Raw genomic sequence first — 25,542 nt, forward strand, 5'->3', positions numbered from 1 at the left:
GTCGCCAAAATCGGTCGTGCCGCGAGCCTTTTTGTTACTTTTGCGGCGAGGCAAAAGTAAGCCCCGCTGGCAGGCGACGAATCAAAATCAAAGCAGGCGGCAGCGCAGCTGCCGAAAAAAGCAAAATAAGCGAAGCTTATTTTTTTACGTTTTGAGAGCGAGAAAAAGTTCCGGTTCCACAGAAAATAATGGAAAAAAAGGAAAATTGTTTCAGGGCGATCGTAGCCCGGATGACGGCAACTAGCCTTTTGCAGAAAAAACCGTGATTTTCTTGACTTGAAACAGCGACCAACGGAAGCTCGTTTCAAGCCATAGAAAAACCGGTTTTTGCAAAAAAGCTAGTGCCAGGCAGCCGGAAAAAGCTCAAAAAAATAAAAAATTTGCAATTAAAACCACCTCAACACCAATTCCTTATCTTAGCCAACTAAACTACTATAAATGAAAAAACAACTACTTACGCTATTGTTGCTTTTCTCAGTATTTTCGGCCCTTGCGCAAGATTTGTGGCAAAAGGTTTCGGAGAACGAAGCAGCGAGATCAGGGAAAAAGGAACGTACCTCATTTCCCAAAACCCAGCACTTCTACAAGCTCGACCTCAATGCGTTGAAGCAATCGCTGACACAAGCGCCAATGCGCGGCCAGAACACGAGTCTGGTTTTGCCTTTTCCCGACGCAAGCGGAAACCTACAGCATTTCAGGATTTGGGAAGCGCCGGTACTGCATCCGGATTTAGCGGCGAAACATCCTGACATCAAGTCCTATATTGGGCAAGGTGTCGAAAACCGCTCGTCGATCATCCGCTTCAGCGTTACGATTTTCGGGCTTCACACAATGACTTTGGCGGCGAACGACGGCACTTCTTACATCGATCCTTTTTCGAGCGACGGCCAATATTACGTTTCTTATGCGCGACAGGGCTTGACTTCTTCGCGAACTTTTGCTTGCCTCACTTCGGATTCGCAACCTGAACTCAGAATCGAGGACAGCAACGCGCTTCCGCTAGACAACGGCGTTTACAGGACGTATCGCACCGGAATCGTGACGACAGTCGAATACTCGGCATTTCACATTGATCAGGCCGGCGTGCAATCTGGCACTTTGGCCCAGAAAAAAGCGGCGGTTCTTGCGGCTGTCGCAACGACTTTGACGCGAGTAAATTCAATGTATGAACGCGATCTTTCGGTGTTTTTGCAGTTGATTCCGAACGAGGAAGCCATTATTTTCGTCGATTCGGATGATTTGACCGACGACGACGTGGGCGCACTCATCAACGAAACCCAGGAAACGATGGACGCGATCATCGGAACGGAAAACTACGATTTCGGACACGGCGTAGGAACTTCGGGCGGTGGACTCGGCGGCGGACAGCCTTGTGCCGAAGGAGCGAAAGCATTCGGGGCAACCGGACTTGGCGCACCTGTAGGCGATCCTTTCGACATCGATTATGTGGCTCACGAAATGGGTCACCAATTTGGCGCGGCTCACACGTTCAACAATTCGTGCGGCGGAAACCGCGACGGCAATTGGTCTTACGAGCCGGGTTCGGGAAGTTCGATCATGGCTTACGCCGGAATTTGCGCGCCGAACATCCAAAACAATTCGAACGCACAATTCTTCGCCGGAAGCATCATCCAGATCAGGAACACGATCAACGGAAACGGCGGAAGTTGCGCGGCGATAACGTCCAACAACAACAGTCGCCCTACGGCAAATGCGGGAATCGACTATACCATTCCCCGTGGTACGGCTTTCATTCTCACGGGTTCGTCGGTCGATGCCGACAACGACGCGCTTACTTATATGTGGGAACAATACGACAAGGAAATTTCCACGCAACCGCCAACGGCTACGGCTACGAACGGTCCAAACTTCAAGCCGCAAGTCATCACGGATGTTCCGGTTCGCTATATGCCGCAACTTTCGGATGTTCTGGCCAACAACCTCACGCCTACCTGGGAAGTGATCTCGAACGTGGCACGCGTCTACAACTTCGCTTTCACGGTGCGCGACAACAATCCGAACGGTGGTGAATCGACTACAGATTACAACAAGATCACGGTTTCCGGAACCGCCGGACCTTTTGTCGTCACGGCTCCGAATTCGGCCGTGAGCTGGCAAGCGGCTTCGAACCAAACCGTTACCTGGAACGTTGCAGGAACGACTGGGAATGGTGTCAATACGCCAACCGTCGACATCTTGCTATCGACGAATGCCGGACTGAACTTCAACATCGTCTTGGCGCAAAACGTTCCGAACGACGGATCTGAAACCGTGACGATCCCAAACATTCCGGGCACGGCAAACCGCATCATGGTAAGAGGAAATGCGAATATTTTCTATGACGTCTCGAACCAGAATTTTGCGATTACGGCTGCTACGGCGACTTTCCTTTTGGCGTCCCAAGCCCAAAACGTGAACGCTTGCCAAGGAACTGACGCGACGTTCAATTTCGATTATTCGAATGTGGCAGGATTCACTGGAACGACAACTTTCAGCGCAAGCGGACTTCCTGCAAACGCGACAGCAACTTTCAGTCCGGCTTCGACAAGCTCGAACGGAACGGTTTCGCTTTTGGTTTCGAATACGGCAACGTCTGCCGCCGGAACTTATGCGATCACGATTACGGGAACCTCGGGAAGCATCGTGAAAACGTCTACCGTTTACCTCAATGTGTTGAGCACGAATTTCGCGAACCTGGCCCTGACGCAACCTGCCAATGGTGCCGAAGGTGTTGCGACATCAGGCGTTTTGAACTGGAATGCAGATGCGAACGCGTCGGCTTATGATGTGCAGATCGCAACCGATGCGACTTTTGCCACGACCGTAATTTCGACTACCATAAATACGAACTCCTATTCTTTCGTCGGACTGACCGAAGCGACGGCTTATTTTTGGCGCGTCAAACCAAAGAATGCGGGCTGCGAGGGCACTTTCAGCCAAGCTTCACAGTTCGACACGGGTCAATTGGAATGCGACAATTTCGTGGCTGCGGATGTTCCTGTGGAAATTCCATCGGACGATTCAGTGACGGTGCTCGGATTTTTGTCTGTTGCGGATGCTTTCCCAATCCAGAAAGCAACTGTTTCCATGGACATTTCGCACACTTGGGTAACCGATATGGAAGTGAGCCTTTACAGTCCGGCGGGCACGCAGATCGTACTTTTCAGCCACGTTTGCGGTGACGCCGACGACGTGTTGGCCACGTTCGACGACAACGGAGCGACACTCAACTGCAGCGCCGGAACGCCAGCGATCAACGGAACTTACAAGTCAGTGACGCCGCTTTCGAACTTGATCGGAGAAACCAGCCAAGGCCAATGGGCGCTCGAGGTTTTCGACGAATATCCGGAAGATGGTGGCGCCATCAACTCGTGGACGCTCAATTTGTGCAGCATCGAGCCGGCGTTGGCGATCCAGGACAACCAGCCTTTGGAATTCGGTTTGTATCCGAACCCGAACAACGGAAGTTTCAACATCCAACTTTCGGGTTACAGCGGTACTTTCGAGTTCAATGTCTACGATATGAGAGGCCGACGCATTTTCGACAAGAAAGCGGTTTCAAGCGGCGGCATTCTCGTGCAAAACGTCAATCTCAACGTCGAAGCCGGCGTTTACATGGTCGAAGTCATGAGCGAAGGCCGACGCAACGTCAAGAAATTCATTGTGAAATAATCGGTCGAAAGCCAGATAACATTGGCGGAGGCAGAATTTTGCCTGAAACGATTTTATAGGAAAACAGCCGGTGTGATGCCGGCTGTTTTTGTTTTTACAAGTGAGATCAGTTTCCGAAACCGCCGTCGATGTCGAGGCTTGATCCGTTGATGTAACCTGAATCGGGACCTGCCAGAAACGCGACCATCGAGGCGATTTCTTCGGGTTTTCCATAACGCCCGACGGACAAATAGGTTTTGAGGACTTCGGCAAACGGACCATTTTGCGGATTCATATCGGTGTTGACCGGACCGGGCTGAACATTGTTTATAGTAATTCCCATCGGACCGAGATCGCGCGCCAAACCTCTTGTCAATCCTTGGATCGCGGCTTTGCTCATCGCGTAGACGCCACCGTTGGCGAACGGCATTCGGTCGGCGTTTATGCTTCCTATGTTGATGATTCGGCCGCCATTTTGCATGTGTTTCGCACTTTCCTTGATCGCGACGAATGGCGCTCTGACGTTTACTGCAAATGTCTTGTCGAAATCTTCAAGCGTAAAATCGTCTAGTGGCGCCATGATCGCCACGCCGGCGTTGTTGACCAGAATGTCGAGTTTTCCGAATTCCGAGACGGTTTTGCGAACTGCCGATTCAATTGCCGAAGCATCTGAACTGTCGGCTTTTATCGCCACGGTTTTGCGGCCAAGCGCTTCGATTTCCGATATGAGCGCTACGGCTTGCGTTTCTGCTCCCAAATAAGTGAAAGCGACGTTCGCTCCTTGCTGGGCCAATTTTCTCACGATGGCTGCCCCGATTCCGCGGCTTCCGCCTGTAACCAATGCTGATTTGTCGATAAGTTGTGACATGATCTTTATTTTTAAGATGAACTTCAGTGATTCGTAAACCGTTTTCTCTCTTGGTTTACAGTTACAAAGTTGCGTGTAACAACCACTTCGTTCCCTTGATAAAAAGCATAAAAAAACCTTGATAAATGTCAAGGCTTTTGGCGGTGTCGGAATTTGGATGGCTATTTTTTGACGTGGCTTCGGATGCGGCTCAAAGTCTCGGCCGAAATCCCGAGGAAAGACGCGATCATGTGTTGCGGCACGCGGTTGGCCATATCCGGATAAGTTTTGAGAAATTGGTCGTATTTTTCTTCGGCTGTGTGCATAATGTTCGAGTTGACGCGGTTTTGGAGCGAAATGAAACTGCGCTCGAGCAGATCGTACAGGAAGTTTCCCAAAGCCGGAAGTTGCATCCTGAGTCTTTGAAAGTCCTGTTTTGGAATCAGGATCACTTCGGAATCTTCGCAAGCCTCGATGTTGTAGCGCGCCGGTTCGCCCGTGACATAACTGTGGCGATCGCCCGTCCACCAGTTTTCAGGACAAAATTGGATGATGTGCTCCTGGCCTTTTTCGTCCACGCGATAGGTTCTCACAAGTCCTTTGCAAACGAAAGCGTCATATTTCCAGACATCGCCTTGTTGCAGCAAATACTGTCTTTTTCGCAATTTTCTTGTGATGGCGACCTGCTCGATCGCGGCAAAATCTTCTTGCGACAGCACAAACTTCGAATTGAAATAGGCGTAGAAAATCTCGAACATGGTCATTTTTTTAAAGTCGGATTCAGGATTTCATACCAACATTCGGGTTCGCCTTGGTGTTCGAAATTCTCTGTATGGACGAGGCCGCATTTCTCTAGCACTTTTCTCGAAGCGGCGTTTCCTGCCGAGACATACGCGTTGATTTCGGGTAAGTTCATCTTTTCGAAACCGTACGAGATCCAGGCTTTTCCGGCTTCGGTGGCATACCCTTTTCCCCAGAATTCTTCTCGTAAACGATAACCGAAGTCGTAATAGGCTTCGCGTCCGTTGGTGTTCTTTTGAAGTTTTAGGCCAGCCCAACCCAAAAATTCGTTCGTGGCTTTTTCGATCACGGCCCATCTTCCTATGCCGTTTTGCTTGTATTGTTGTTGGATGCCAGAAATGACCTGGACAATCTCGTCCTTGGACGTGACCGGATTCCTGCCCAAATAGGTATGGACGTTGGGATTTGAGTCCAGGGCAAAAAGCCCGTCGAGATCTTCTGGCCCTAACGGACGAAGCAACAGTCGCGCGGTTTGAATGTTTTCCATAGCCGAAATTTACACATTTTGGCCGTATTGCGTTAGGGATAACAGCGGCATCCTTTTGCCGAATCTAGAGAAGTGTCTAAAAAATAGTTTCCCAGCAAAAGATAAAGCGGATAGCCCGGCGCCGCAAAAACTTGAATTGGAATTGGCACTCGATTCGGCGCAACGCCCAAATCTTTAAAATCTGAATGCTTAAATTTGCAGCAAACTTCGACACATGCCCTTAATCGATTACAGCAATTTTCTCGACAAGATTTTGCCCAAACCCAAGTACAAAAAGTCTTTCCGCAATGCGAAGCAGTCTTATTTGAACCGCGTGCGTTTGGCCGTGACGCTGTTTTATTTTGGAATGGGTTACACATTTTCGTCTTGGGCGGGCCGTATTCCCGATATCAAGAACAACCTCGATTTGAGCGAAGCCGACTTGGGAACGATCTTGTTCGCGATTCCGATCGGGCAATTGATCGCGCTTCCTATCTCGGCCAAAACCGTGACCAAATACGGCAGTATCAAGGTTTCCATTATCGCGATTCTGTTTTATGCCGCGTCTTTGTGCCTGCTTGGATTTTCGCGGGAATCGTGGCAATTGGCTTTGGCGCTCGTGCTTTTTGGCGTCGCGGGCAACTTTTGCAACATCGCCGTCAATACGCAAGGTGTTTATGCCGAAGGACTTTTCCCGAAACCGATCATGGGTTCGTTTCACGGCTCGTGGAGCTTGGCCGGATTTTTCGGGGCTTTGACCGCTATGGCAATGAACGGTCTCGGACTTTCTCCGGCGATCCATTTTTGCTTTACGGCTTTGATCGTCCTGGTGATCGTGGCCACGAATTTCAAGTTTCTGGTCAAGGCCAAGCCAAGAACGGACAGCCAAAAAACCGGATTTTTCGCAAGTTTTGGCGGCATTTTGGTGTGGCTTGGCGTAATCGCGTTTTGCTGCCGAACCAGCGAGGGCGTGATGTACGACTGGAGCGGCGTTTACTTTCGCGAGGTCGTGCATGCCGATGGCGCGCTGTCGATGCTTGGCTATTCGGCGTTCATGATCACGATGACCAGCGGCCGCTTTTTGAGCGATAAATTGGTGGGAAGATTTGGCCGACGCCTGATTTTGCTCGTCAGTGGCATTACGGTTTCTTTCGGCTTGGCTTGTTCTGTCGCATTTCCTTATCTGATTCCTGCGACGCTTTCGTTCATGTTGGTCGGAATTGGGGTTTCGATGATTTTCCCGATCGTGTTCTCTATCGCCGGATCGACTCCGAATATCCCGACGAGCGCGGCTTTGACGGTCGTGACGAGCGTAAGTTTCCTTGGATTTTTGACCGGCCCGCCCGTAATCGGATACATAGCCGAACAATCGAGTTTGCGCTATTCCTTCGCTTTCGTAGCCTGTTTTGGGATTGGGATTTCGCTTTTGGTTAAATTCGTGAAAGGCATCCGATAACGCCTTTCGTATGAAAAAACTTCTTTTCTTGTCTTTGGTCTTGGTTTCTTGTTCCGATAAAAAATCTGGCAAGGAAGCTTTCTCCGGGTTTGATTCCGATTACCTCGAAGCGATCGCCCCAAACGACAAACCTCTGGACGAGGCGAAATTTGGCGATTGGCGGCAGCAACACCACGAGAAAAAACAGACTTTCGAGGACTATATTTCGGGCAGCACTTTTGTTCCCGGTGGAAACCAAAACGTGATTTATCTGCAACCTATCGGGAAATTCGATGCTGTGCAGAACAAAGCCATCGGATTGACGCGCGAGTATCTCGCCATTTTCTTCCAGCGCAAAACTGTCGTGCTTGCGGCGATTTCCGATTCGGACATTGCGTCCGATTCACGCCGACAGAACCTTGGGCACGAACAGCTCAAAACCACGTATATTCTCGACGAAATTCTCGCACCTGAAATTTCCGACGACGCAATGGCGATCATGGCGATTTCTGAAAAAGATCTTTATCCTTCGGACGAATGGAATTACGTTTTTGGACAAGCTTCTTACGAAAAACGGATCGGTGTTTCTTCGATTTATCGGTTGCAGGATGGAAATTTCGAATTGTTCGCCAGGCGTCTTATCAACGTTTCTTCTCACGAGATTGGGCACATGCTTTCGCTTCGGCACTGTCTTTTTGCCAAATGCGCGATGAACGGAAGCAACAATCTGCCGGAAACCGATAGAAGTCCGAACCGGATTTGCAGCGATTGCCAGAAGAAATTGACGTGGAATTTGCGGTATGACAACTTTAAACGCGCCTCGGAACTTTATGGTTTTATGAAAGGCCACAACCTCGGAACAGCCGATTTGCTCGGGGAAGATTTTTTGGAAGCGTCGAATTTAAGGATTCAGAAGCCGCGCTAGTTCAGTCTGGAATTCGGGATCGTCATTGAATTTCATGTGTCCGAGACCTTCAATCGTAAAGAATTTCACTTTTGGGTTTTCCTTTTTGATCTGAACCGAATTCTCATAAGCGACGATATTGTCGGAAGTGCCATGAAACATGTAAACCGGACATTCTACGTTTTTGAGGTAGTCGGAAGTCGTGAAATTGTAACGCAACAACGAGGTCGGAACCATAGGAAAACGCTTGGTCGCGATCGACGCCAGATCGAAATAGGGCGCTTGCAGGATCAGCATTTTTGGATGTTCTACAGATGATAACCATGCGGCCGGCCCGGTGCCGATCGAGAATCCCGCGACGACGATTTTTTGCTGCGGATATTTTTGGGACATCGCGACGTAAGCCGTCCTGATGTCGTTCAGAAATTCGTCCTTGTCGGTAATTTCGCCTGTGCTCTTGCCGTAACTTCTGTAGTCGAGAATGAACAGGTCGTAACCCAATTTGGTATAAACGTCGCTCATGTAACCCCAACCTTCGAGCGAGCCGCCGTTTCCGTGAAGATAGAAAACCAAGCCTTTCGCCGGTTTTTCGGTATGGAAAAGCAGTCCGTTCAAGGTTGCTTTTCCCGAAGTCGGAATGTTGACTTCCTCGAAATCGGCATCGTAATCGAATTTGTAATCTTTGGCCAAAGCCGGCGGCGGATGGAAAATGAGCTTTTCCTGGAAAAAGTACATCAAGGTCAGGATCGAGCAGTGAAGCAGTAGCAAAACTGCCAACACACGCAACGTTCTTCGTAAAAAACGTCCTTTTCTATTCTTCTTCTCCATCGTGTTCTTCGTCTTCGTCCGAATCTTCGTCATCGGGTTCGAAAAATAAAGGCTCGAGCATGATTTTGTCGGCGAGGATTTCGACTCTTTCCGTGATTTGGGTGCACGCGAAAACATATTGGGTTTTGGAAACGCTCATCGCCAGACGCAGGATTACGGCGTCGAGTCTATTCTTGAAAATGACTTCGGAATCGTCCACGGCAAAAAATCGGATGGTCGTCAAATTGAATCCGGCAGTGGAAAAAAGTGCGTTGATCTTGTGAGGCGTACCGACGATGATGTCCATTCCCACAGAAATCTGGTTTTTTTCCTCGTCGATATCGGTTTTGTCGTTTACACCGATGATCCGCAAGTCAGTATATTTGGCATATTCCGAAAAAAGCGCCATGACTTCGAGTACTTTTTCCTTGGATTCGACCACGATCAGCGCACGCGTGCTTTCGCCTTCTGCCTTTTGGAGTTTTTGGATCGTACTTATGACGAGCAAAGTCGTTTTTCCCGAACCTTTCGCGGACGAGATGACGCAATCAGCACCGCTTTTTACGGTTGAGAATGTGTCGTTTATCAATTCCCGCGCTTCGGAAAGTCCGGCTTCGATAAGCGCTTTTTGGAGATTCGGGTTTATTTTTTTCAGCTGCATTTTAGTCTTCGTTGAAATCGTCGTCTTCGTTGAAATCGTCATCGTCTGCATCTTCGGCAAAACGGAATCGGTCGAGCGATTGCCAGTACTTGTCTTTGTAGATGTGATAGTCGACTTCGAGAACGTTGGCAAAGTTGGACAAAACTTCTGAAACAATCTTCGAAGATTCTCGGAATTCCTTGCATGCGAAGTAAATTTCGCATGAATTGTCTCCGGTTTCACGCCCGACGTTCAGATATCCATCGGCATCCTGAAGATGATCCATGAGTGATTGCTCGAGTTCGTTGATCAGCGCATAGTCGCCGGTGTCAGGCATTCCGTTGAAATCGTCGCCATTGTAGGCAATTTCGATCCGGATGATCCACGGATGCGAGGCTTTTGCGTCCCACTCGAGCAGATCTGTGTTGAAAAGTGCGATCAGCGGCGTGCCGTCTTCGAGTTGGGATTGATAGGTCGCGTAGGCGTCTTCCTCTGTATTCCGCCTTGTGCCATCGTACTTTTCGACGAATTCCTTCTCGCGCCACAGCAGGTATTCCTTTAGTTTTTCCATCGGAATGATCTCGGCCCAAGCTTCGGGCTCCGGAATGACCTGAACCGAATCGAGCATCGTGATGGCGTTGAGTTCGCCCAGGAAATTGTCCAGGAAAATATAAATCCCGTTTGTGATCGAGCTCGCGTTCGACTCGTCTATTCCCGGATAGATCACCGAAATATCGATCTCGTCCGGACGGCTTTCGGTTTGGTTTACCACAAACGACAGGTCGCGTCTCGAGAAAATGTGGCCGTCGAAATCGATGCTCGCCTCGAACGTCGCGGGTTTCAAGGCCGTGAATCTCCAGCGTTTGAGACTGGGCGCGGCCGCGATGAGTTCTTCGGTGAAGACGACGTTCTTGATTGATCCGTCTGGCGAGAAGATTACCTCGGCAGTTTCCCCGTCGTGCATTCCGGCCATCAGGAAAATGGCGTTGTTGATTTTGTTCAGCTGAAAAAAAACCTTGTCGAGAAAGTTCTTTTCGACTTCTTCGTGACTCTTGAGGATTTTGAAAAAGGCCTTTTCATTTTGGAGGAACCAGTTCCAGAAATCTTCGTATGAGTTTATTTGGGGATCTTTGTTCTTGAAGATGTTTAGCATAGGGTGGCGCGGAGTTTGCAACTCCGCGTAGGTGTTTTCGTTTTTGTAAAACGGAAGTCACAGACTTCCTCACACAACTCGCGAAGTCAAAGACTTCGCTACTTACTGGCAAATAAAGTAACATCACTCTCCGAAATCTCGCTCCCGCCCAAAATAATAAGACGCTCCACGACATTGCGCAACTCCCGAATATTCCCGGTCCAATCGTACTCCTGAAGCAACTTCAAAGCCGCTTGCGAAAAGCGCTTGGTTTCCTTGCCTTGCTCCTCGCCTATCTTGTACGCAAAATGTTCTACCAACAAAGGAATGTCGTCGCGCCTGTCGTTCAAAGCCGGAACTTTTATGAGAATCACCGCCAATCGATGGTACAGATCCTCGCGGAAACGACCTTCGGCGATTTCCTGTTTCAGATCTTTGTTCGTCGCGGCAATCACGCGCACATCGACCTTGATTTCCTTTTCGTCCCCGACTCTCGAGATTTTGCTTTCCTGGAGCGCGCGCAAAACTTTCGCTTGTGCCGACAAACTCATATCGCCAATCTCGTCCAGGAAAATCGTGCCTTTGTCAGCGGCCTCGAATTTGCCGGCGCGATCTTTTACCGCCGACGTAAAAGCGCCTTTCACATGCCCGAACAATTCGCTTTCGATAAGCTCTGACGGAATCGCGGCACAATTTACCTCGATCAAAGGATTGTTCGCGCGCTCGCTTTTCTCGTGCAGCCAATGCGCGACGAGTTCTTTTCCTGTTCCGTTTGGGCCGGTTACAAGTACGCGTGCCTCGGTTGGAGCTACTTTTTCTATGATTTCCTTGATGTGGTTGATGGGTTCCGAAGTGCCTATCATCTCATAGTTGCGACTGACTTTTTTCTTGAGGATCTTATTCTCGACGACGAGCTGTTTTTTGTCGAGCGCGTTTCTCACGGTATTCAACAGTCGGTTGAGATCTGGCGGTTTCGAAATGAAGTCGAAAGCACCGAGTTTCATCGCGTAGATCGCGGTTTCCATATCGCCGTGACCCGAAATCATGACCATCGGGATTTCAGGCTTGATCTTTTTTACGGCTTCAAGCAGTTCGACGCCGTCCATTTTGGGCATTTTGATGTCGCACAAAACCAGATCGTAATCGGTGGCTTTTATTTTTTCGAGACCTTGCACGCCGTCTTCGGCTTCTTCGACTTTATACGTGTCGCTTTCTTCGGAAAGGATTTTCCCGAGGACGCGTCTAATGGCGGCTTCGTCTTCTATAAGGAGTATTTTGGACATTTTGGTTTGAGAATGAGATGATTCGGAAATTTGGAAATGCGGTTCCTTGGCTTCGCTTGGAACCCTTTTGGGGAATTTACAAAAGTTCTGCCAAAACGCCGCGTTAAGGATTCGTCAAAAGTTTTTTTGTGGCTTTTTGTTTGTTGTTCAATATTCGTTGTTCGTTATTCGTTGTTCGTTGTTCGTTACTCATTATTCAATTCGAAATTGAAAATATGAAATCTTTGAACAACGAATGTTGAATAACGAATGTTGAATGTTGAACAACGAATGTTGAATGTTGAATGTTGAACAATTGACTAGCCCGGATGCAGTGAAAAGCGTTTCGAACCAAAACCCGATTTGACGCCGCGGCAAAAGAGCGACCAAAGGAAGCTCCTTTTGTGCGTTGCGGCAAACGGGTTTTGGAAGAAACCTTGGAGCAAGCAGCCGGAAATAGCTTCCTTGAAAAAGTGGCAGAGGCAGAAAAAAATAGTGGCAGTGGCAGTTACTAAGCCGAAATACTGTGCCCTAAAAAGATGTACGTCTGGCTGCGGCGGCTGGTACTGGTACTGCTACTGCTACTGCTACTGCTACTGCTACTGCTACTGCTACTGCTACTGCTACTGCCACTGCTACTGCTACTGCTACTGCTACTGCCACTGCCACTGCGATCTGCGATCTGCAACTGAACTACTCCGAATACCGCACCCACTTAAACATCTCTTTCCAAGTCGGTTTTTTGCCATACATAAGGATTCCGATGCGGTAGATTTTGGCGGCGAACCATACGACTCCAAAGAAAGTCGCGAACAAAATTCCCATCGAGAGCGCGATTTGCCACCAAGGCACGCCAAACGGAATCCGCATGAGCATCACGATTGGAGACGTTAGCGGAATCATCGAAAATGTCGTGGCGACCGTGCCGTGCGGATCGTTTATGACCGTAAAAACGCCAATGTAAACGGCAAACATGAGTGGCATGATGATCGGGAACATGAATTGCTGGGAATCTGTCTCGCTGTCGACGGCGGCTCCGATGGCGGCGTAAAACGAGCTGTACAGGAAGTATCCGCCAATGAAATAAACGACGAACGAGAAGATCAAAGTGCCAACCGGAAGCGTCCAAATCGCGTTCATGTACGTTTGGATTCCGGTCGCGTTCTGGGCTTCGGCAATCATTTCGGGCGAAACATTACTGGACGGGGCGACGTTGAAGAAAACCGACGAAATCAGGAGTAAAGTCATTCCGATAATCGCCCAGATAAGGAATTGCAAAACGCCGGCAAGCGATGTCCCGATGATCTTTCCCAGCATCAACTGAAAAGGTTTTACGGATGAAATGATGATCTCGATGATGCGGTTCGTCTTTTCCTCGATCACCGAACGCATGACCATATTTCCGTAAATGATGATGAACATCATGATGAGATAGCCGAAAGCGCATCCGATAAAAATCTTGATCTCGTTGAAATATTTGAGCCCGGCCTCGCCCGATGATTTGGACAATCCGATCTCGACATTCGATTTCGCGTTTCGTATCTGGGTCGTATCGAGCTTCGCGTTGACGTAATTCGTCTCGGTGATTTTCGTCGCGATGATGTCTTCGATATTCGACACGAACGCGATTCCGGGATCGTCGTCAGAATAATATCTTATGTTTTTTTCGAGGTTCTTGTTGTCGGCCACTTTCGGGATGTACAGAACGCCTTCGTAAGCGCCCGAGGCCACGCTGTCGCGCAATGCCTTCACGGGAATCGCCGATTTGTCTTCGTACTTGAAGTCTTTGTCGCTTTTGAATTCGGTCGCGAAAAGTCCGGTTTCGTCGTGGATCGCGACTTTTTTGACATCGGCCTGGATCGAACTCAGATATCCGATTAGGAAAGCGATGCCCGCAAACAAGAACGGACTCAGGAAAGTCATCACTATAAAGGACTTGTTGCGGACCTTGGCGATGAACTCGCGTTTGATGATCAGGGAAATGGCGCTCATGAATGCAGGACTTCAGATGGATTGTTGGACGTTACGGTCTGGATGAAAATGTCGTTCACGCTTGGGATTTTCTCTACGAAATGCGTGACTTGTCCGCGGTTGGTCAAGAGCGACAAAAGTTCGTTCGGACGCGAATTCCCAATTTGGATGCTGAGTTTCAACTCGTCGTTGAGCGAGCGGAAATCGGCTTGGGAAACCATGAATTTCTGGGTCAGGTCATACATCAGGCCTTCGACATTGTCAGTCAGGATTCCGACCTCGAAATTTTGTGTCCGATATTTTCGCTTGACATCGATGAGTTTTCCGTCGATGAGTTTGTTCGATTTGTGGATGAGCGCGATGTCGTCGCACAATTCCTCGACCGATTCCATTCTATGTGTCGAGAAAATGATGGTCGTGCCTTGTTTCTTGAGTTCGAGAATCTCGTCCTTGATGATATTGGCGTTCACCGGATCGAATCCTGAAAAAGGTTCGTCGAAAATGAGCAGTTTCGGCTTGTGCAAAACCGTCACGACGAACTGTATTTTTTGGGCCATTCCCTTGGAAAGTTCCTGGATTTTCTTGTTCCACCAACCTTTTATCTCGAGCCTGTCGAACCAATATTCAAGTTGCTGTTTCGCCTCATGCTTTGACAGACCCTTGAGTTGCGCCAGATAAAGGCATTGCTCGCCGACTTTCATCGACTTGTAAAGCCCGCGTTCCTCTGGCATATAACCGATTTGGGAAATGTGCTTCTGGCTCAGTTTTTCCCCATCGAGCAACACTTCTCCCGAATCTGGAAAAGTGATTTGGTTGATGATTCTGATAAGGGAGGTCTTTCCGGCTCCGTTCGGACCCAAAAGCCCGTAAATGCTGCCTTGCGGCACGGAAAGCGAAACGGAATTCAAGGCGGTGTAGTCGCCGTATTGTTTTACGACGTTCCTTGCTTCGAGGATGTTGGACATGGTGGTTTTTTATTGTTGTAAAGGTAATGAAATGCGAAGAGGTTTGCGTTTTGTTTGACTTGCTACACTGAAAAAAATAAACTTCTTTTTTTGTTTTTTTGCCGGCTGCGCCGTCACCGCTTTGCTTTGCTTTCGCCGCCGGCTGCGCCGTCGATGCTGATACTTTTTTTCGCCGGCTGCGCCGTCGCTGGCTTTTAATTTCTTTCGTCGCCTTCCGCGGGACTACTTTTGCTTGGCCGCAAAAGTAGCAAAAAGGCCTTGCGGCTGAACCAAAAACGCGACCTGACAGCCTTGAAATTTGGAAAAGAGGCGAACAACGCACTGTACCGTTGACGCCTCTTTTTTCCCAAATTCCAAGACGTCAGGTGCCCGCGTTTTGTGCTTAGGCCGCGGACTAATTGGAAGTATATATTTGCTTTTTAGCTTGCTTCGCTGCGCTAAAAACGGCTCCGTAGGAATTTTTTGGGTTTTGAGAACTTTCTGGTTGTCTCCGTAGCGAAAAACAGGTGTGTCTTTGACGGAAACAATCGGTTGGCTTTGATTGGGAATCTTGGGTTTCGACTACGAAAATGCGGCTTACTACGACTTTCGTTTGTTTGGAACCACAGGCTATCGAGCCAGAAGTTTCCGGTGACGACGTTATGGAAACGATTCTGGCGATTGAGGAAATTTGGTGTTCGGAGCCACATTTTTCCAAAGCGCTAGCGGAGGAAATCGAGGCCCGAGCAGATAGCAAGTCGTTTCACAAAAATCTCCGGGCCCGAAGATTCAACAAAGTTAAAAATGTCAATAGATACTTTCCGATCAGTCCGGCATTTGAGCGTTTTGGCGGGCACCTGACGTCTTGGAAATTCGCGACCCGAGCAACGCGAACTGACGGAGCTTGCGTAGTAAATTAAAGGCTGTTTGAGCGACCCAAAAAGTTTCTCGTACCCAAAAAGTCTCCGCGAGTTCCTTTAATTCCCGAATTTCCAAGGCTGTCAGGTCGCCAAAATCGGTCGTGCCGCGCGCCTTTTTGTTACTTTTGCGGCGAGGCAAACCGAGGAACGAGGTTCACTGAAACCGTTAAAAAAAAATAAAAATCAATGAAGTAAAAGTAAGCCCCGCTGGCAGGCGACGAATCAAAATCAAAGCCTGCGACGGCGCAGCCGGCGAAAAACCCCAAACGAGCGCAGCTCGTTCTCTGCGGCTCGAGAGCGAAAGGTTTCGGTTTCACAGAAAATTGTGGAGAAAACAGATTTTGCGGCTAAAAGAATTAGCCCGGATGACGGCAACTAGCCTTTTGCAGAAAAAACCGAGCTTTTCTTAGTTTAAAACAGCGACCAACGGAAGCTCGTTTTAAACTTTAGAAAAACCGGTTTTTGCAAAAAAGCTAGTGCCAGTCAGCCGGACCCGAGCTTCTAAAAAGCGAACTGGCGCAAGCAAAAAGCTCCCAAAAAAAAATTTAAAAGCAAAAAAAAACCCACCCTTATTTGCACAAGGATGGGAAAAATTGCTATGAAAAAGAAATTACTAGTTACCTAGTAACACCGTCAAAAATAAAAATGTTTTTTCAATTACGAAAACATATCCTTGACTTTTTCAAAAAAAGATTTTTCAGACTTTTCCGGTGAAGGCGCAAAGCTTTGGTCGTTCAGCGATTTTTCGAAAAATTGCTTTTGGTCCTTGGTCAATTCGCGTGGCGTCCAAACGTTTACGTGAACCAGCAAATCGCCCGTTCCATAGCTGTTCAGGCTTGGAATGCCCTTGCCTTTGAGTCGTAATATCTTACCGGATTGGATGCCTTCCTCGAGCTTGATCCTGACTTTTCCGTTTACGGCGTCGATGTCTTTCGAGATGCCCAAAACCGCTTCCGGGAAACTGATGTAAAGGTCGTAATGCAGGTTTTCGCCCTCGCGCTTCAAGAATTCGTGCTCGACTTCCTCGATTGCGACGATCAAATCGCCCGGAACGCCGTTGCCTGGAGCGTCGTTTCCTTTGTTGGAGACTTTGAGTTGCATTCCGTCAGAAACGCCTGCGGGAATTTTGATCGATACCGTTTCGTCTTCGGCAATCATTCCGAAAGCGTCGGCGTCTTTTGGCTTGTTGTCGATGATTTGTCCGATGCCTTGGCACTGCGGACAAGTCGCCGCCGACTGCATGCGACCAAGAATCGTGTTGGTCACGCGCATCACCTGGCCTTGTCCATTACAGGTTGGGCAGGTTTTGTAAGTGACGCCTTTCGCCTGAACTTTTCGCTTGACCTTGACTTTTTTCTCGGTTCCGTTTACGATTTCCTCCAAAGTCATCTTGACCTTGATGCGAAGGTTGCTACCCTTGGCGCGACGTTGTTGGCCGCCGCCGAAACCACCTCCGAATCCGCCGCCGAAGGCCGATCCGAAAATATCACCGAACTGGCTGAAAATGTCGTCCATGTTCATGTGTTGTCCGCCGCCGAAACCACCGCCGCCGCTAAAAGCCTGGTGTCCGAATTGGTCGTATTGCTGGCGTTTTTGTGGGTCGCTCAAGATTTCGTACGCTTCGGCTGCCGTCTTGAAATTTTCCTCAGCCTGCTTGTCGCCCGGATTTTTATCAGGGTGAAACTCTATCGCTTTCTTGCGGTAGGCTTTCTTGATTTCGGCCGCATCGGCTTGTTTGGAAATCCCGAGTATTTCGTAATAGTCTTTTTTCATCTTCGTTGGCTGAAAACTTGTTTGTTTAGCTGTCTTTCGGCATTAAGCCTGGTATTTTGGGCAGATTATTGTCCGGTGACGACTTTGGGGAAACGGATGATCTTGTCGCCCAATTTGTAGCCTTTTTCGATCACGTCGACGATTTTGCCTTTCATGTCCGGCATCGGGATTTGTGTTATGGCTTCTGCAAAATCGGCGTCGAATGTATCGCCAGTATTCACTTCGACCTGCTCCAAACCTTTGGATGTCAACGTATTCTTGAATTTGTCGTGTATCAAAGAAACACCTTTCAGCAGGTTTTCGTCTCCCGATTTCCCAATTTCCGCGACAGCGCGATCAAAGTCGTCAAGAACCGGCAAAAGCGCCAGCAGAACTTCCTGATTGGCCGTCTTGTAAAGCTCGACACGCTCTTTGGCGTTGCGTTTCTTGAAATTCTCGAATTCGGCAAAAAGGCGCAGGAACTTGTCTTTTTCCTTGCCAAGATCTTCGCGAAGTTGCTCCTCGACTGTCAATTGGTCAACAATTACTTGTTCGCCGTTGGCATTCGCCTCTAGTGTCGTCTCGTCGAATTCGGGTGTATTGTCGTTTATGTTTTCTGTGCTATCTGTTGCCATTGCTGGTATTTTTGATTTTTTGCGTTCTGGGTTTCGCATCGGTTCCGGCGTTCGGAACCGCGATTTTTCGCGAGGTTGCAAAAGTAATTCCAAAAGCGGATAAATGTCAAATTGTCACGGAATTTTATTTTGAGGCGGATAGATGATAGCGAATTCCATCGGTTCCATTTTCGCTGAATTTCCGCCAGCTGTTTTTCTGTCGGACGCAAACAATAAATCCTTAAATTGAAATTGCGATAAACAACTGAACATGAACGAAGAACAAAATTCAAGACGGGATGCGATCCAAAAGCTAAGTCTGTTTTCGGCGGCGCTTTTTTTGCCGTTGACTTCTTGCGACAATCCGAAAAAGGAAATACAATCAAATTCCAAACCGACAAAGGCGCCGTTGCCTTTTCTGATTCCGCCCAAAGCGACCCTGGAAGTTGGCCCAATGGGAAGCAACATGAGAACCTTGATCCGCAGCGAACAGACCAACAGGCAATTTTCGTGCGTGGAAGCGGTTCTGGCTCCCAAAAAAATGGCGGGCTCGCCTCACAAACACGACGATCTCGACGAACTCATGTATTTCATGGAAGGCACGGCGTCGATTCTAATGGGCGAAGAAGTCGTAGAAGTTACTGCCGGAAGCTGGCATTTGCGCCCTAGAGGAATCGTTCACGTGGTCTGGAATTCGGGAAATGAAAATTTGCGACTGATCGACATGTATTGCAATCAGAACTTCGAGGAGTATCTGGAGGAATTGTACCACAAGATAATCCCGGATGCCATTGCGCGAAACGTGTCTTTTAACGATCCGAAAATTGCCCGACGCGTAGCCGAGCTTGACAAACAATTCGGGCTTACGTATTACCACGAAAAAAGCGAACCTTTGATGAAGAAATATGGATTGACGACTTGAATTTCCTGCGCGTGCCAGGCTTAGATTCCATCGAAATGCAACGGTTGAAAAAATTATGGAAATTTCCACCACTATTTCGATTTCGTTTCCTTATGTTTGTTTTTAGAAGAAAATTATTAATTCACCTAGTAATAGAAAAAGCTCCGCGACAAACGGAGCTTTTTTTATTTGAGAAGATTTTCGAGTGCGGGTTCGAGGTGTTCATAATGAAATCGGAAACCTTGGTTGTTGGTGCGTTCGGGCCTCACTTTTTGGCTCAGGAACAACAATGTCGACATTTCGCCCAACATCAATTTGAGCAACCATTCGGGTAAATTGGGCAGGAAGAAGGGTTTGCCGAGGACTTTTGCCGTAAGCTTGACGAAATCTTCGTTTGACACCGGATGCGGAGCAACAGCATTGAAAACGCCTTCCCAACTTTCCTCGATTGCGGCTATGTACATTTTTACCAAGTCGTCGATGTGGATCCAGGATTGCCATTGTTTCCCGCTTCCGAAAGCGGCTCCAAAACCGAATTTGACGGGTTTCGCGACTTCCTGCAACATTCCGCCTTCGCGTGCCAAAACCAAACCTGTCCGTATTTTCGCGACTTTCAATCCTATGGCCGAAAAACGGTCGGCGGCGGCTTCCCACTTTTTGACCACGCAGCCAATGAACGAAGCCTCGAGGTCTTTTGACTCCTCGTTGTGGTAGATCGACAGGCTGTCCTCGTAGATTCCGATGGCCGATGCAGACACGAATTGCTTGACTTCGTTTGGATTTTCCTTAAGTAATTTGAGCAATAGATTTGCCGACAGTACACGGCTTTCGACAATTTCCTTTTTGTAATCGCGCGTCCATCTTTTGGAAATGTTGGCTCCGGCCAAGTGCACGATCGCAGTCACGCCTTCTAGACATTTTTCGTCTATGATCTCGTTTTCCAGATTCCAGAAAAAACCTTTGTAGTGCGGCTCGTTCCTGATTTCCGCTTTTTTTGTCGTAAGGTAATTGACATCGATTTGATGGGACGCGAGCCTGGCGCAAAGTTGCCTGCCGATAAGTCCCGTAGCGCCCGTAACCAATACTTTCATTTTGAGTGGTGTTTTGCTTAAAGGTACGTGCGAATGCGAATCGCGACGGGCAAAGGAACGTTAATTGTCAAGTTTTTAACGCTGTTTCGCCTTGAGCGTCCACTCGAAATCCATGACAGAAACCTGCTCGCCTTTTTCGTTTACGGCAATCGATTGCATCCAACACGTTACGCCCTCTCCGGTTTCGGCCGCTTGGTTTATCGCCTTTCTGATTTTGTCCCCGTCGTTGCACGTGAAAGTGATGCGTCCGATGGCTTTTTTGGTGAACGAGGCCTTGTTTGTCGCAACCAGCATGGAGATTTTTTGTCCCGATTCCTTGATGTGTCCGATGACAAGCGCACCTGTGGATAACTCGGCGGCCATCGCCTGAACTGCGAAATACATTGAGTTGAACGGGTTTTGGTTGATCCATCTGAATTTGACCGATGTGATGCATTTTTCCGAATCGATTGCCTTCACGCGAACGCCACACAAGAACGCCGACGGTAATTTGAAGAACAGGAATTTATTGAGTTGACTGGCTGAAAGACGCATAAACACTAGTGATTTAAGGCTAAGATACGCAAGTTTGGACCATTTCTGAACTTCGAATATTTGTTAACTTTTTGTTAATTATTAGTACTATGCAAAACAAGATACTGTCTTTCGTATATATATTTGCATAAGAAATTACTAGGTCATCGGAAAACAATCATCGGATTGAAAGAATCTGACAACCGGAAAATCTGAAAAATCAATCAAATCATCAATCACAATGGAATCATCAGCAACAAAAAGTCAAGCCATGTTAGTGCACTTGAGCACTTTCGCCCAATGGTTTTTTCCTTTCGGGAATTTTATTTTCCCGCTCGTGATCTGGAGTCTCAAAAAAGATTCGAGATATATCGATCACCACGGACGCCAGTCGATCAACTTTCAATTGAGCCTTTTGGTCTACACGATCGCACTTGCCATCATCGCCATCCCGATTTTGCTCTTCACGATTTTCAAGCACGTGCCTTTTCGCGCCATGATCAACGACGAGAGCTTTCACACGAATCTTTCGCCGGAGAATATTTCCGGAGTCGTGATTCTGGCAATCATCGCCGCGGTTTTGTTCTGCTTCATGAAAGTGGCCGAATTTTTCCTGGTGATCTATGCATCGGTAAAAACGATGGACGGCGACTACTACAAATACCCGCTTTGCATCCCATTTTTGAGAAACGTCGAACCTTTATCGGATAAAAATCCAACCGCGACCACAGATACAATCGATTCCAACGGAGTTCAATCATCATCAGAAAACGAAAAAACCGTCGGGTGAAACGCATCATTCCATCTGACAAACCAGTATTTATCCTGACTTAATCAATCGGGGAAACCAATTCCAGAACGTCAATCATTCCGACTTAATCAATCGGGAAATCAATCAAAAAACGACCATGTTAAAAATCATCACCAAGCTGAGCATGCTTCTCATGGGAGCTTTAGCGCAAATCACCGGACAGGCGCCACGAAGCGACTTGACCAAAGCGGAAACAACAACCGTAAAAGTTGTCCGAATGAAAAAGAGTACCAATGTCATTTCGGCCAAAACGACAACTTTCACAAGGCCGACCCAAACCTTAATCGTCACATCATGAATATCGAAAACACAAAAGCCCAGATGCGAAAAGGTGTGCTCGAGTTCTGCATTCTAAGCGTCCTTCGCGAAAAGGAAGCCTATACATCGGAAATTCTCGAAACATTGAAAAGCGCCAAATTGCTTGTCGTGGAAGGCACTGTCTATCCGCTTCTCACAAGGCTGAAAAACGATGGACTTCTCACCTATCGCTGGGAAGAATCGACTTCTGGTCCGCCCAGAAAATACTACGGACTCACAGAAACCGGCAAAATCTTCCTCAATGAATTGAACGGAACCTGGACAGAGCTTTCAGATGCCGTAAACATAATCACCAATCAAAAAACGCAATCATGAACAAGACTGTAAATATCAACCTAGGTGGCTCATTCTTCCATATAGACGAAGATGCTTACCAGAAACTGAGCCGATACTTCGAGGCTATCAAGCGTTCGCTGAACAACTCGAACGGACAGGACGAGATCATCAAGGACATCGAGATGCGCATCGCCGAGATCATTTCCGAAAAACACAACCACTCCAACCAAGTGATCAATTCAAGGGAAGTCGACGAAGTCATCACGATCATGGGACAACCCGAGGATTACCGTCTCGAAGACGATGGCGAACCTGCAAAAGCTTCGGTTGCTTACGATCAAATGGCGCCGCGTCGCATGAAAAAGTTGTACCGCGACACGGAGAAAGGCATGATTGGCGGCGTGGCGACCGGTTTGGGACATTACTTCGGAATTGACTCGGTCTGGATCAAAATCTTGTTTCTTGTATTCGTTTTCGCTGGTTTCGGAACCGGAATCATCGCCTATTTCGTGCTTTGGATCGTCACTCCGGCCGCAGTCACGACTGCCGAGAAACTTGAGATGAGAGGCGAACCCGTAAACATTTCGAACATCGAGAAAAAAGTGCGGGAGGAATTCGACACCGTATCCGAAAAAATCAAGAATGCCGATTACGGACAAGTAAAAACCGGAGCCGAAAAGTTCGCCAACTCGATCCTCGAAGTGCTGGGAAAGATCTTTCTCGCGTTCGCTAAAGTGCTGGGCGCGATCATCGTGGTTTTCTCTGCCGGAATGTTGATCTTGGGCGTCATCAGCTTGTTCACGCTTGGTTCGTCGAGTCTGATTTCACTGCCTTGGGAAAAATATGCCGAAGCCGTAAATTATACAGATGTGCCGATTTGGGCAGTCGGAACGCTTGGTTTCGTTGTGCTCGGAATTCCAACATTCTTCCTTTTCATCCTCGGACTCAAATTGTTGGTCAAGGATCTGAAATCGATCGGAAACATCGCCAAATACACGCTTTTGGCACTTTGGTTGATCGCTGTCGGAATCGCCATCACACTTGGCGTCAAACAAGCGACCGAAATTGGTTATGACGGAAAGAAAGTCGAAAAACACGAGATCATGATCGCCAAAGGCGACACGCTTTATGTGAAGTTCCGATTCAACGACTACTATGCCAAAGACATCGACCACAGGCACAATTTCGTTTTCGTGCAGGACGAGAAAGGCCGCGACGTGATCTATTCGAACAACGTCCATATCGAAGTCCTGAAAACGGACGAGGTTTTCCCTTACGTGCAGATCGAGAAAGTAGCCCACGGACGCTCATTGTCTGACGCGAGAAAGCAGGCCGAAAAAATCAAATATCATTTCACGGTTGACGGAAATCGCCTAACTTTAGACAATTATCTGCTTACGGAACTCGACGACAAATTCCGCGACCAAGAGGTGAAAATCTACCTTTATGTGCCCGAAGGAATGTATTTCAAACCCGATCAAAGCATGCAGAATTTCGATTGGAGCGACGACAATTTCTTCAATCTTCACTGGTCTGGCGATTACGATTACCTGGTCCAGAAAAACAAGGTGATCTGTTTGAACTGTCCGCCTGAGGACATGGATGTCTATGACGAGAACGGAGAACCGATAGACGTTGACATGGATGTCGACATGGATGTGGACGTGGATTCCGATACGATCTTCAACAACGAGAACGCGACGATCCTCAAAGCTGACGACAAAGGCGTGATCATCAGAGCCACAGACAAGAATACAGGTAAGAAAACCAGCCTTAAAATGGACGAAAACGGAGTAATCATCAAATCTGAATAAAATGAAAAACATCGTCAAATCAATCACCACAATCGCAGCGGCACTCGCCTTTTTGACAACGAGCTCCTGCGTGCAATTCAACGATAACGAAATCGTCGGAAGCGGAAACGTCAAGACCGAAACCCGCAAAATCAACGGGCCGTTCGACTCGGTAAAATCAGAGCGCGGACTTGATGTCGTGATCGTCCAATCGGACGAAGTGAGTGTGGTGATTGAGGCCGATGATAACCTGTTGCCCAAAATCGAGACCAAACTCGACGGAAAAACGCTCGTGATCACAACCGAGTTCAACAGTTACTCGAACGTGAGTTCCAAGAAAATCACGGTAAAAATGCCGACGATAAAAGGGCTTGAAGCCGAAAGCGGATCGACCATGACTTCTGAAGGCAACCTGAGAAGCGAAAAACTCGAGCTCACGAGTTCCAGCGGATCGAACCTCAAAGTCTCGGTAGAAGCCGACAAACTCACCGCCGATTCCTCAAGTGGAAGCGGAATCGAAGTCTCGGGCAAAGCGTTGAACTTCTCTACGTCATCCTCAAGCGGCAGCCACGTTACCGCGGGTGATCTTCTTGCCAATGAAATCGCCGCCGATGCGAGTTCGGGAAGCTCGATACTCGTGCATCCGATTTTGAAGCTTTCTGGAGAAGCTTCCAGTGGCGGGTCTGTTAAGTATAATAATGAGCCGAAGTCTTTTACTAAAGATGAGAGTTCTGGCGGAAGCGTTTCCAAAGAATAATTTTTTTTACGGATTTTTTCTCTCGAAGCGTGATAAAAAATGAGCTTTGCTCGTTTTGTGTTTGCGGCAGCTTCGCTGCCGGATGTTGTAGTTCGTCGCCTGTCCGGCGGGGACTTCTTTTACTTCATTGATTTTTATTGTTTTTTAAAGGTTTCAGTGAACCTCGTGCCTCGGTTTGTCTGGCAACAAAAGAAGCAAAAATGCCTTGCGGCTGAACCAAAAACGCGACCTGACAGCCCCAAAAATTCGGAAATGAAAAAAAACTCGCCGGAAACTGCTTTTTCGCCGGAAACTCCATTGTGGCTCAAACAGTTTTTCATTTCTGCGAATTTTCGTGACGTCAGGTGCCCGCGTTTTGTGCTTAGGCCGCGGACTAATCGGAAGTGTCTATTTGCTTTTTAGCTTGCTTCGCGGCGCTAAAAATTGGCTCCGTAGGAAAATTGTCAGTTTTGAGAACCTTCTGGTTGTCTCCGTAGCGAAAAACAGGTGTGTCTTTGACGGACACAATCGGTTGGCTTTGATCGAAATCCTGAGTTTCGACGTTGGCAAGAAAATGCGACCTCAGACGAGATTTGGATGTTCCGGACTCGGGGTTTTCAAAGCCAGAAGTTTCCGGTGACGACGTTATGGATACGATTCTTGCGATTGAGGAAAGAAGGTGTTTCGGAGACACATTTTTCCAAAGCGCTAGCGGAGGAAAATGTCAATAGACACTTTCCGATTAGTCCGGCATTTGAGCGTTTTGGCGGGCACCTGACGTCTTGGAAATTCGCGGAATTAAAGGCTGTTTGAGCGACCCAAAAAGGTTCTCGTACCAAAAAAGTCTCCGCGAGTTCCTTTAATTCCCGAATTTCCAAGGCTGTCAGGTCGCCAAAATCGGTCGTGCCGCGCGCCCTTTTGTTACTTTTGCGGCGAGGCAAAAGTAAGCCCCGCTGG

26 protein-coding genes are annotated in these 25,542 nt (G+C 48.1%); 10 read left to right on the top strand and 16 right to left on the bottom strand.

Translation table 11 applies throughout. From position 1 onward, the window contains the following. Positions 1 to 308: hypothetical protein (locus EOO49_RS18355; protein WP_290848385.1), on the bottom strand; the 308-nt coding region annotated here is incomplete at its 3' end. Between the two features lie 130 nt (positions 309 to 438). Here EOO49_RS18355 and EOO49_RS18360 point away from each other — a divergent pair. Continuing rightward, complete coding sequence (locus tag EOO49_RS18360) at positions 439 to 3,672, top strand: reprolysin-like metallopeptidase (protein ID WP_290848386.1); 3,234 nt, start codon at positions 439 to 441, stop codon at positions 3,670 to 3,672. Positions 3,673 to 3,778: 106 nt separating this feature from the next. Here the strand turns inward: EOO49_RS18360 and EOO49_RS18365 are convergent, their stop codons facing one another. The 3 genes from EOO49_RS18365 to EOO49_RS18375 form a co-directional block, all read right to left on the bottom strand. Continuing rightward, the gene (locus EOO49_RS18365) at positions 3,779 to 4,519 is read right to left on the bottom strand and encodes an SDR family oxidoreductase (protein WP_290848387.1); all 741 of its coding nucleotides are present in this window, start codon (positions 4,517 to 4,519) and stop codon (positions 3,779 to 3,781) included. 161 nt (positions 4,520 to 4,680) lie between these two features. Then, complete coding sequence (locus EOO49_RS18370) at positions 4,681 to 5,256, bottom strand: Crp/Fnr family transcriptional regulator (protein WP_290848389.1); 576 nt, start codon at positions 5,254 to 5,256, stop codon at positions 4,681 to 4,683. A 2-nt stretch (positions 5,257 to 5,258) separates the two neighbouring features. Next, entirely contained in the window at positions 5,259 to 5,786 is a 528-nt protein-coding gene (locus EOO49_RS18375) for a GNAT family N-acetyltransferase (RefSeq protein WP_290848391.1), read from the bottom strand. Positions 5,787 to 6,000: 214 nt separating this feature from the next. Between EOO49_RS18375 and EOO49_RS18380 the strand changes: the two genes are divergently transcribed. Further along, positions 6,001 to 7,221: an MFS transporter gene (locus tag EOO49_RS18380; RefSeq protein ID WP_290848392.1), complete on the top strand. Its 1,221-nt coding sequence runs from the start codon at positions 6,001 to 6,003 to the stop codon at positions 7,219 to 7,221. Positions 7,222 to 7,231: 10 nt separating this feature from the next. After that, entirely contained in the window at positions 7,232 to 8,125 is an 894-nt protein-coding gene (locus tag EOO49_RS18385; RefSeq protein ID WP_290848394.1) for an archaemetzincin, read from the top strand. Here the strand turns inward: EOO49_RS18385 and EOO49_RS18390 are convergent. From EOO49_RS18390 to EOO49_RS18430, 9 genes are all read right to left on the bottom strand, one after another. After that, positions 8,102 to 8,881: an alpha/beta hydrolase gene (locus tag EOO49_RS18390; protein ID WP_290848396.1), complete on the bottom strand. Its 780-nt coding sequence runs from the start codon at positions 8,879 to 8,881 to the stop codon at positions 8,102 to 8,104. The genes EOO49_RS18385 and EOO49_RS18390 overlap by 24 nt on opposite strands. Positions 8,882 to 8,915: 34 nt before the next feature. Next, positions 8,916 to 9,572 carry a DEAD/DEAH box helicase gene (locus EOO49_RS18395; RefSeq protein WP_290848398.1) on the bottom strand — a complete coding sequence of 219 codons (657 nt, stop codon included), beginning with the start codon at positions 9,570 to 9,572 and terminating at the stop codon, positions 8,916 to 8,918. Position 9,573: 1 nt separating this feature from the next. Then, entirely contained in the window at positions 9,574 to 10,704 is a 1,131-nt protein-coding gene (locus EOO49_RS18400; RefSeq protein WP_290848400.1) for a DUF695 domain-containing protein, read from the bottom strand. Between the two features lie 98 nt (positions 10,705 to 10,802). Beyond that, on the bottom strand, positions 10,803 to 11,966 hold the full coding sequence (locus EOO49_RS18405; RefSeq protein WP_290848402.1) for a sigma-54 dependent transcriptional regulator: 1,164 nt from the start codon (positions 11,964 to 11,966) through the stop codon (positions 10,803 to 10,805). A gap of 510 nt (positions 11,967 to 12,476) precedes the next feature. Next, the gene (locus EOO49_RS18410; RefSeq protein WP_290848404.1) at positions 12,477 to 12,614 is read right to left on the bottom strand and encodes a hypothetical protein; all 138 of its coding nucleotides are present in this window, start codon (positions 12,612 to 12,614) and stop codon (positions 12,477 to 12,479) included. A 24-nt stretch (positions 12,615 to 12,638) separates the two neighbouring features. After that, a complete protein-coding gene (locus EOO49_RS18415; protein WP_290848406.1) occupies positions 12,639 to 13,937 on the bottom strand; it encodes an ABC transporter permease in 1,299 nt (432 codons plus the stop codon). Then, the gene (locus EOO49_RS18420; RefSeq protein ID WP_290848408.1) at positions 13,934 to 14,881 is read right to left on the bottom strand and encodes an ABC transporter ATP-binding protein; all 948 of its coding nucleotides are present in this window, start codon (positions 14,879 to 14,881) and stop codon (positions 13,934 to 13,936) included. Before EOO49_RS18420 ends, EOO49_RS18415 begins: the two co-directional genes overlap by 4 nt. A 1,556-nt stretch (positions 14,882 to 16,437) precedes the next feature. Beyond that, on the bottom strand, positions 16,438 to 17,553 hold the full coding sequence (gene dnaJ, locus EOO49_RS18425; protein ID WP_290848410.1) for a molecular chaperone DnaJ: 1,116 nt from the start codon (positions 17,551 to 17,553) through the stop codon (positions 16,438 to 16,440). Between the two features lie 65 nt (positions 17,554 to 17,618). Next, complete coding sequence (locus EOO49_RS18430) at positions 17,619 to 18,167, bottom strand: nucleotide exchange factor GrpE (protein ID WP_290848412.1); 549 nt, start codon at positions 18,165 to 18,167, stop codon at positions 17,619 to 17,621. Between the two features lie 250 nt (positions 18,168 to 18,417). Here EOO49_RS18430 and EOO49_RS18435 point away from each other — a divergent pair, with 250 nt between their 5' ends. Further along, positions 18,418 to 19,068 carry a cupin domain-containing protein gene (locus EOO49_RS18435; protein ID WP_290848414.1) on the top strand — a complete coding sequence of 217 codons (651 nt, stop codon included), beginning with the start codon at positions 18,418 to 18,420 and terminating at the stop codon, positions 19,066 to 19,068. 164 nt (positions 19,069 to 19,232) lie between these two features. Here EOO49_RS18435 and EOO49_RS18440 read toward each other — a convergent pair whose 3' ends face one another. Together EOO49_RS18440 and EOO49_RS18445 are read right to left on the bottom strand one after the other, a co-directional pair. Continuing rightward, positions 19,233 to 20,138, bottom strand: coding sequence for a TIGR01777 family oxidoreductase (locus EOO49_RS18440; RefSeq protein WP_290848416.1), 906 nt, complete (start codon positions 20,136 to 20,138; stop codon positions 19,233 to 19,235). Positions 20,139 to 20,213: 75 nt separating this feature from the next. After that, positions 20,214 to 20,672 (bottom strand): DUF4442 domain-containing protein, encoded by a 459-nt coding sequence (locus tag EOO49_RS18445; RefSeq protein WP_290848418.1) that lies wholly within the window; start codon positions 20,670 to 20,672, stop codon positions 20,214 to 20,216. 220 nt (positions 20,673 to 20,892) lie between these two features. Between EOO49_RS18445 and EOO49_RS18450 the strand changes: the two genes are divergently transcribed. The 6 genes from EOO49_RS18450 (at position 20,893) to EOO49_RS18475 (ending at position 25,008) form a co-directional block, all read left to right on the top strand. Beyond that, the gene (locus EOO49_RS18450) at positions 20,893 to 21,441 is read left to right on the top strand and encodes a DUF4870 domain-containing protein (RefSeq protein ID WP_290848420.1); all 549 of its coding nucleotides are present in this window, start codon (positions 20,893 to 20,895) and stop codon (positions 21,439 to 21,441) included. Positions 21,442 to 21,559: 118 nt separating this feature from the next. Beyond that, positions 21,560 to 21,760, top strand: a complete 201-nt coding sequence (locus EOO49_RS18455) for a hypothetical protein (protein ID WP_290848422.1) — start codon at positions 21,560 to 21,562, stop codon at positions 21,758 to 21,760. Then, positions 21,757 to 22,095, top strand: coding sequence for a PadR family transcriptional regulator (locus tag EOO49_RS18460; RefSeq protein ID WP_290848424.1), 339 nt, complete (start codon positions 21,757 to 21,759; stop codon positions 22,093 to 22,095). Before EOO49_RS18455 ends, EOO49_RS18460 begins: the two co-directional genes overlap by 4 nt. Beyond that, positions 22,092 to 23,870, top strand: coding sequence for a PspC domain-containing protein (locus EOO49_RS18465; protein ID WP_290848426.1), 1,779 nt, complete (start codon positions 22,092 to 22,094; stop codon positions 23,868 to 23,870). Before EOO49_RS18460 ends, EOO49_RS18465 begins: the two co-directional genes overlap by 4 nt. Before the next feature lies 1 nt (position 23,871). Further along, positions 23,872 to 24,606: a head GIN domain-containing protein gene (locus EOO49_RS18470; protein WP_290848428.1), complete on the top strand. Its 735-nt coding sequence runs from the start codon at positions 23,872 to 23,874 to the stop codon at positions 24,604 to 24,606. A 39-nt stretch (positions 24,607 to 24,645) separates the two neighbouring features. After that, positions 24,646 to 25,008 (top strand): hypothetical protein, encoded by a 363-nt coding sequence (locus EOO49_RS18475; protein WP_290848430.1) that lies wholly within the window; start codon positions 24,646 to 24,648, stop codon positions 25,006 to 25,008. 194 nt (positions 25,009 to 25,202) lie between these two features. On the opposite strand, the gene EOO49_RS18480 is transcribed toward EOO49_RS18475, so the two are convergent. Further along, a partial coding sequence (locus tag EOO49_RS18480; protein ID WP_290848432.1) for a hypothetical protein occupies positions 25,203 to 25,542 on the bottom strand: 340 nt, incomplete at its 5' end.

The sequence above is a fragment of the Flavobacterium sp. genome, assembly GCF_004295795.1.
GTDB lineage: Bacteria > Bacteroidota > Bacteroidia > Flavobacteriales > Flavobacteriaceae > Flavobacterium.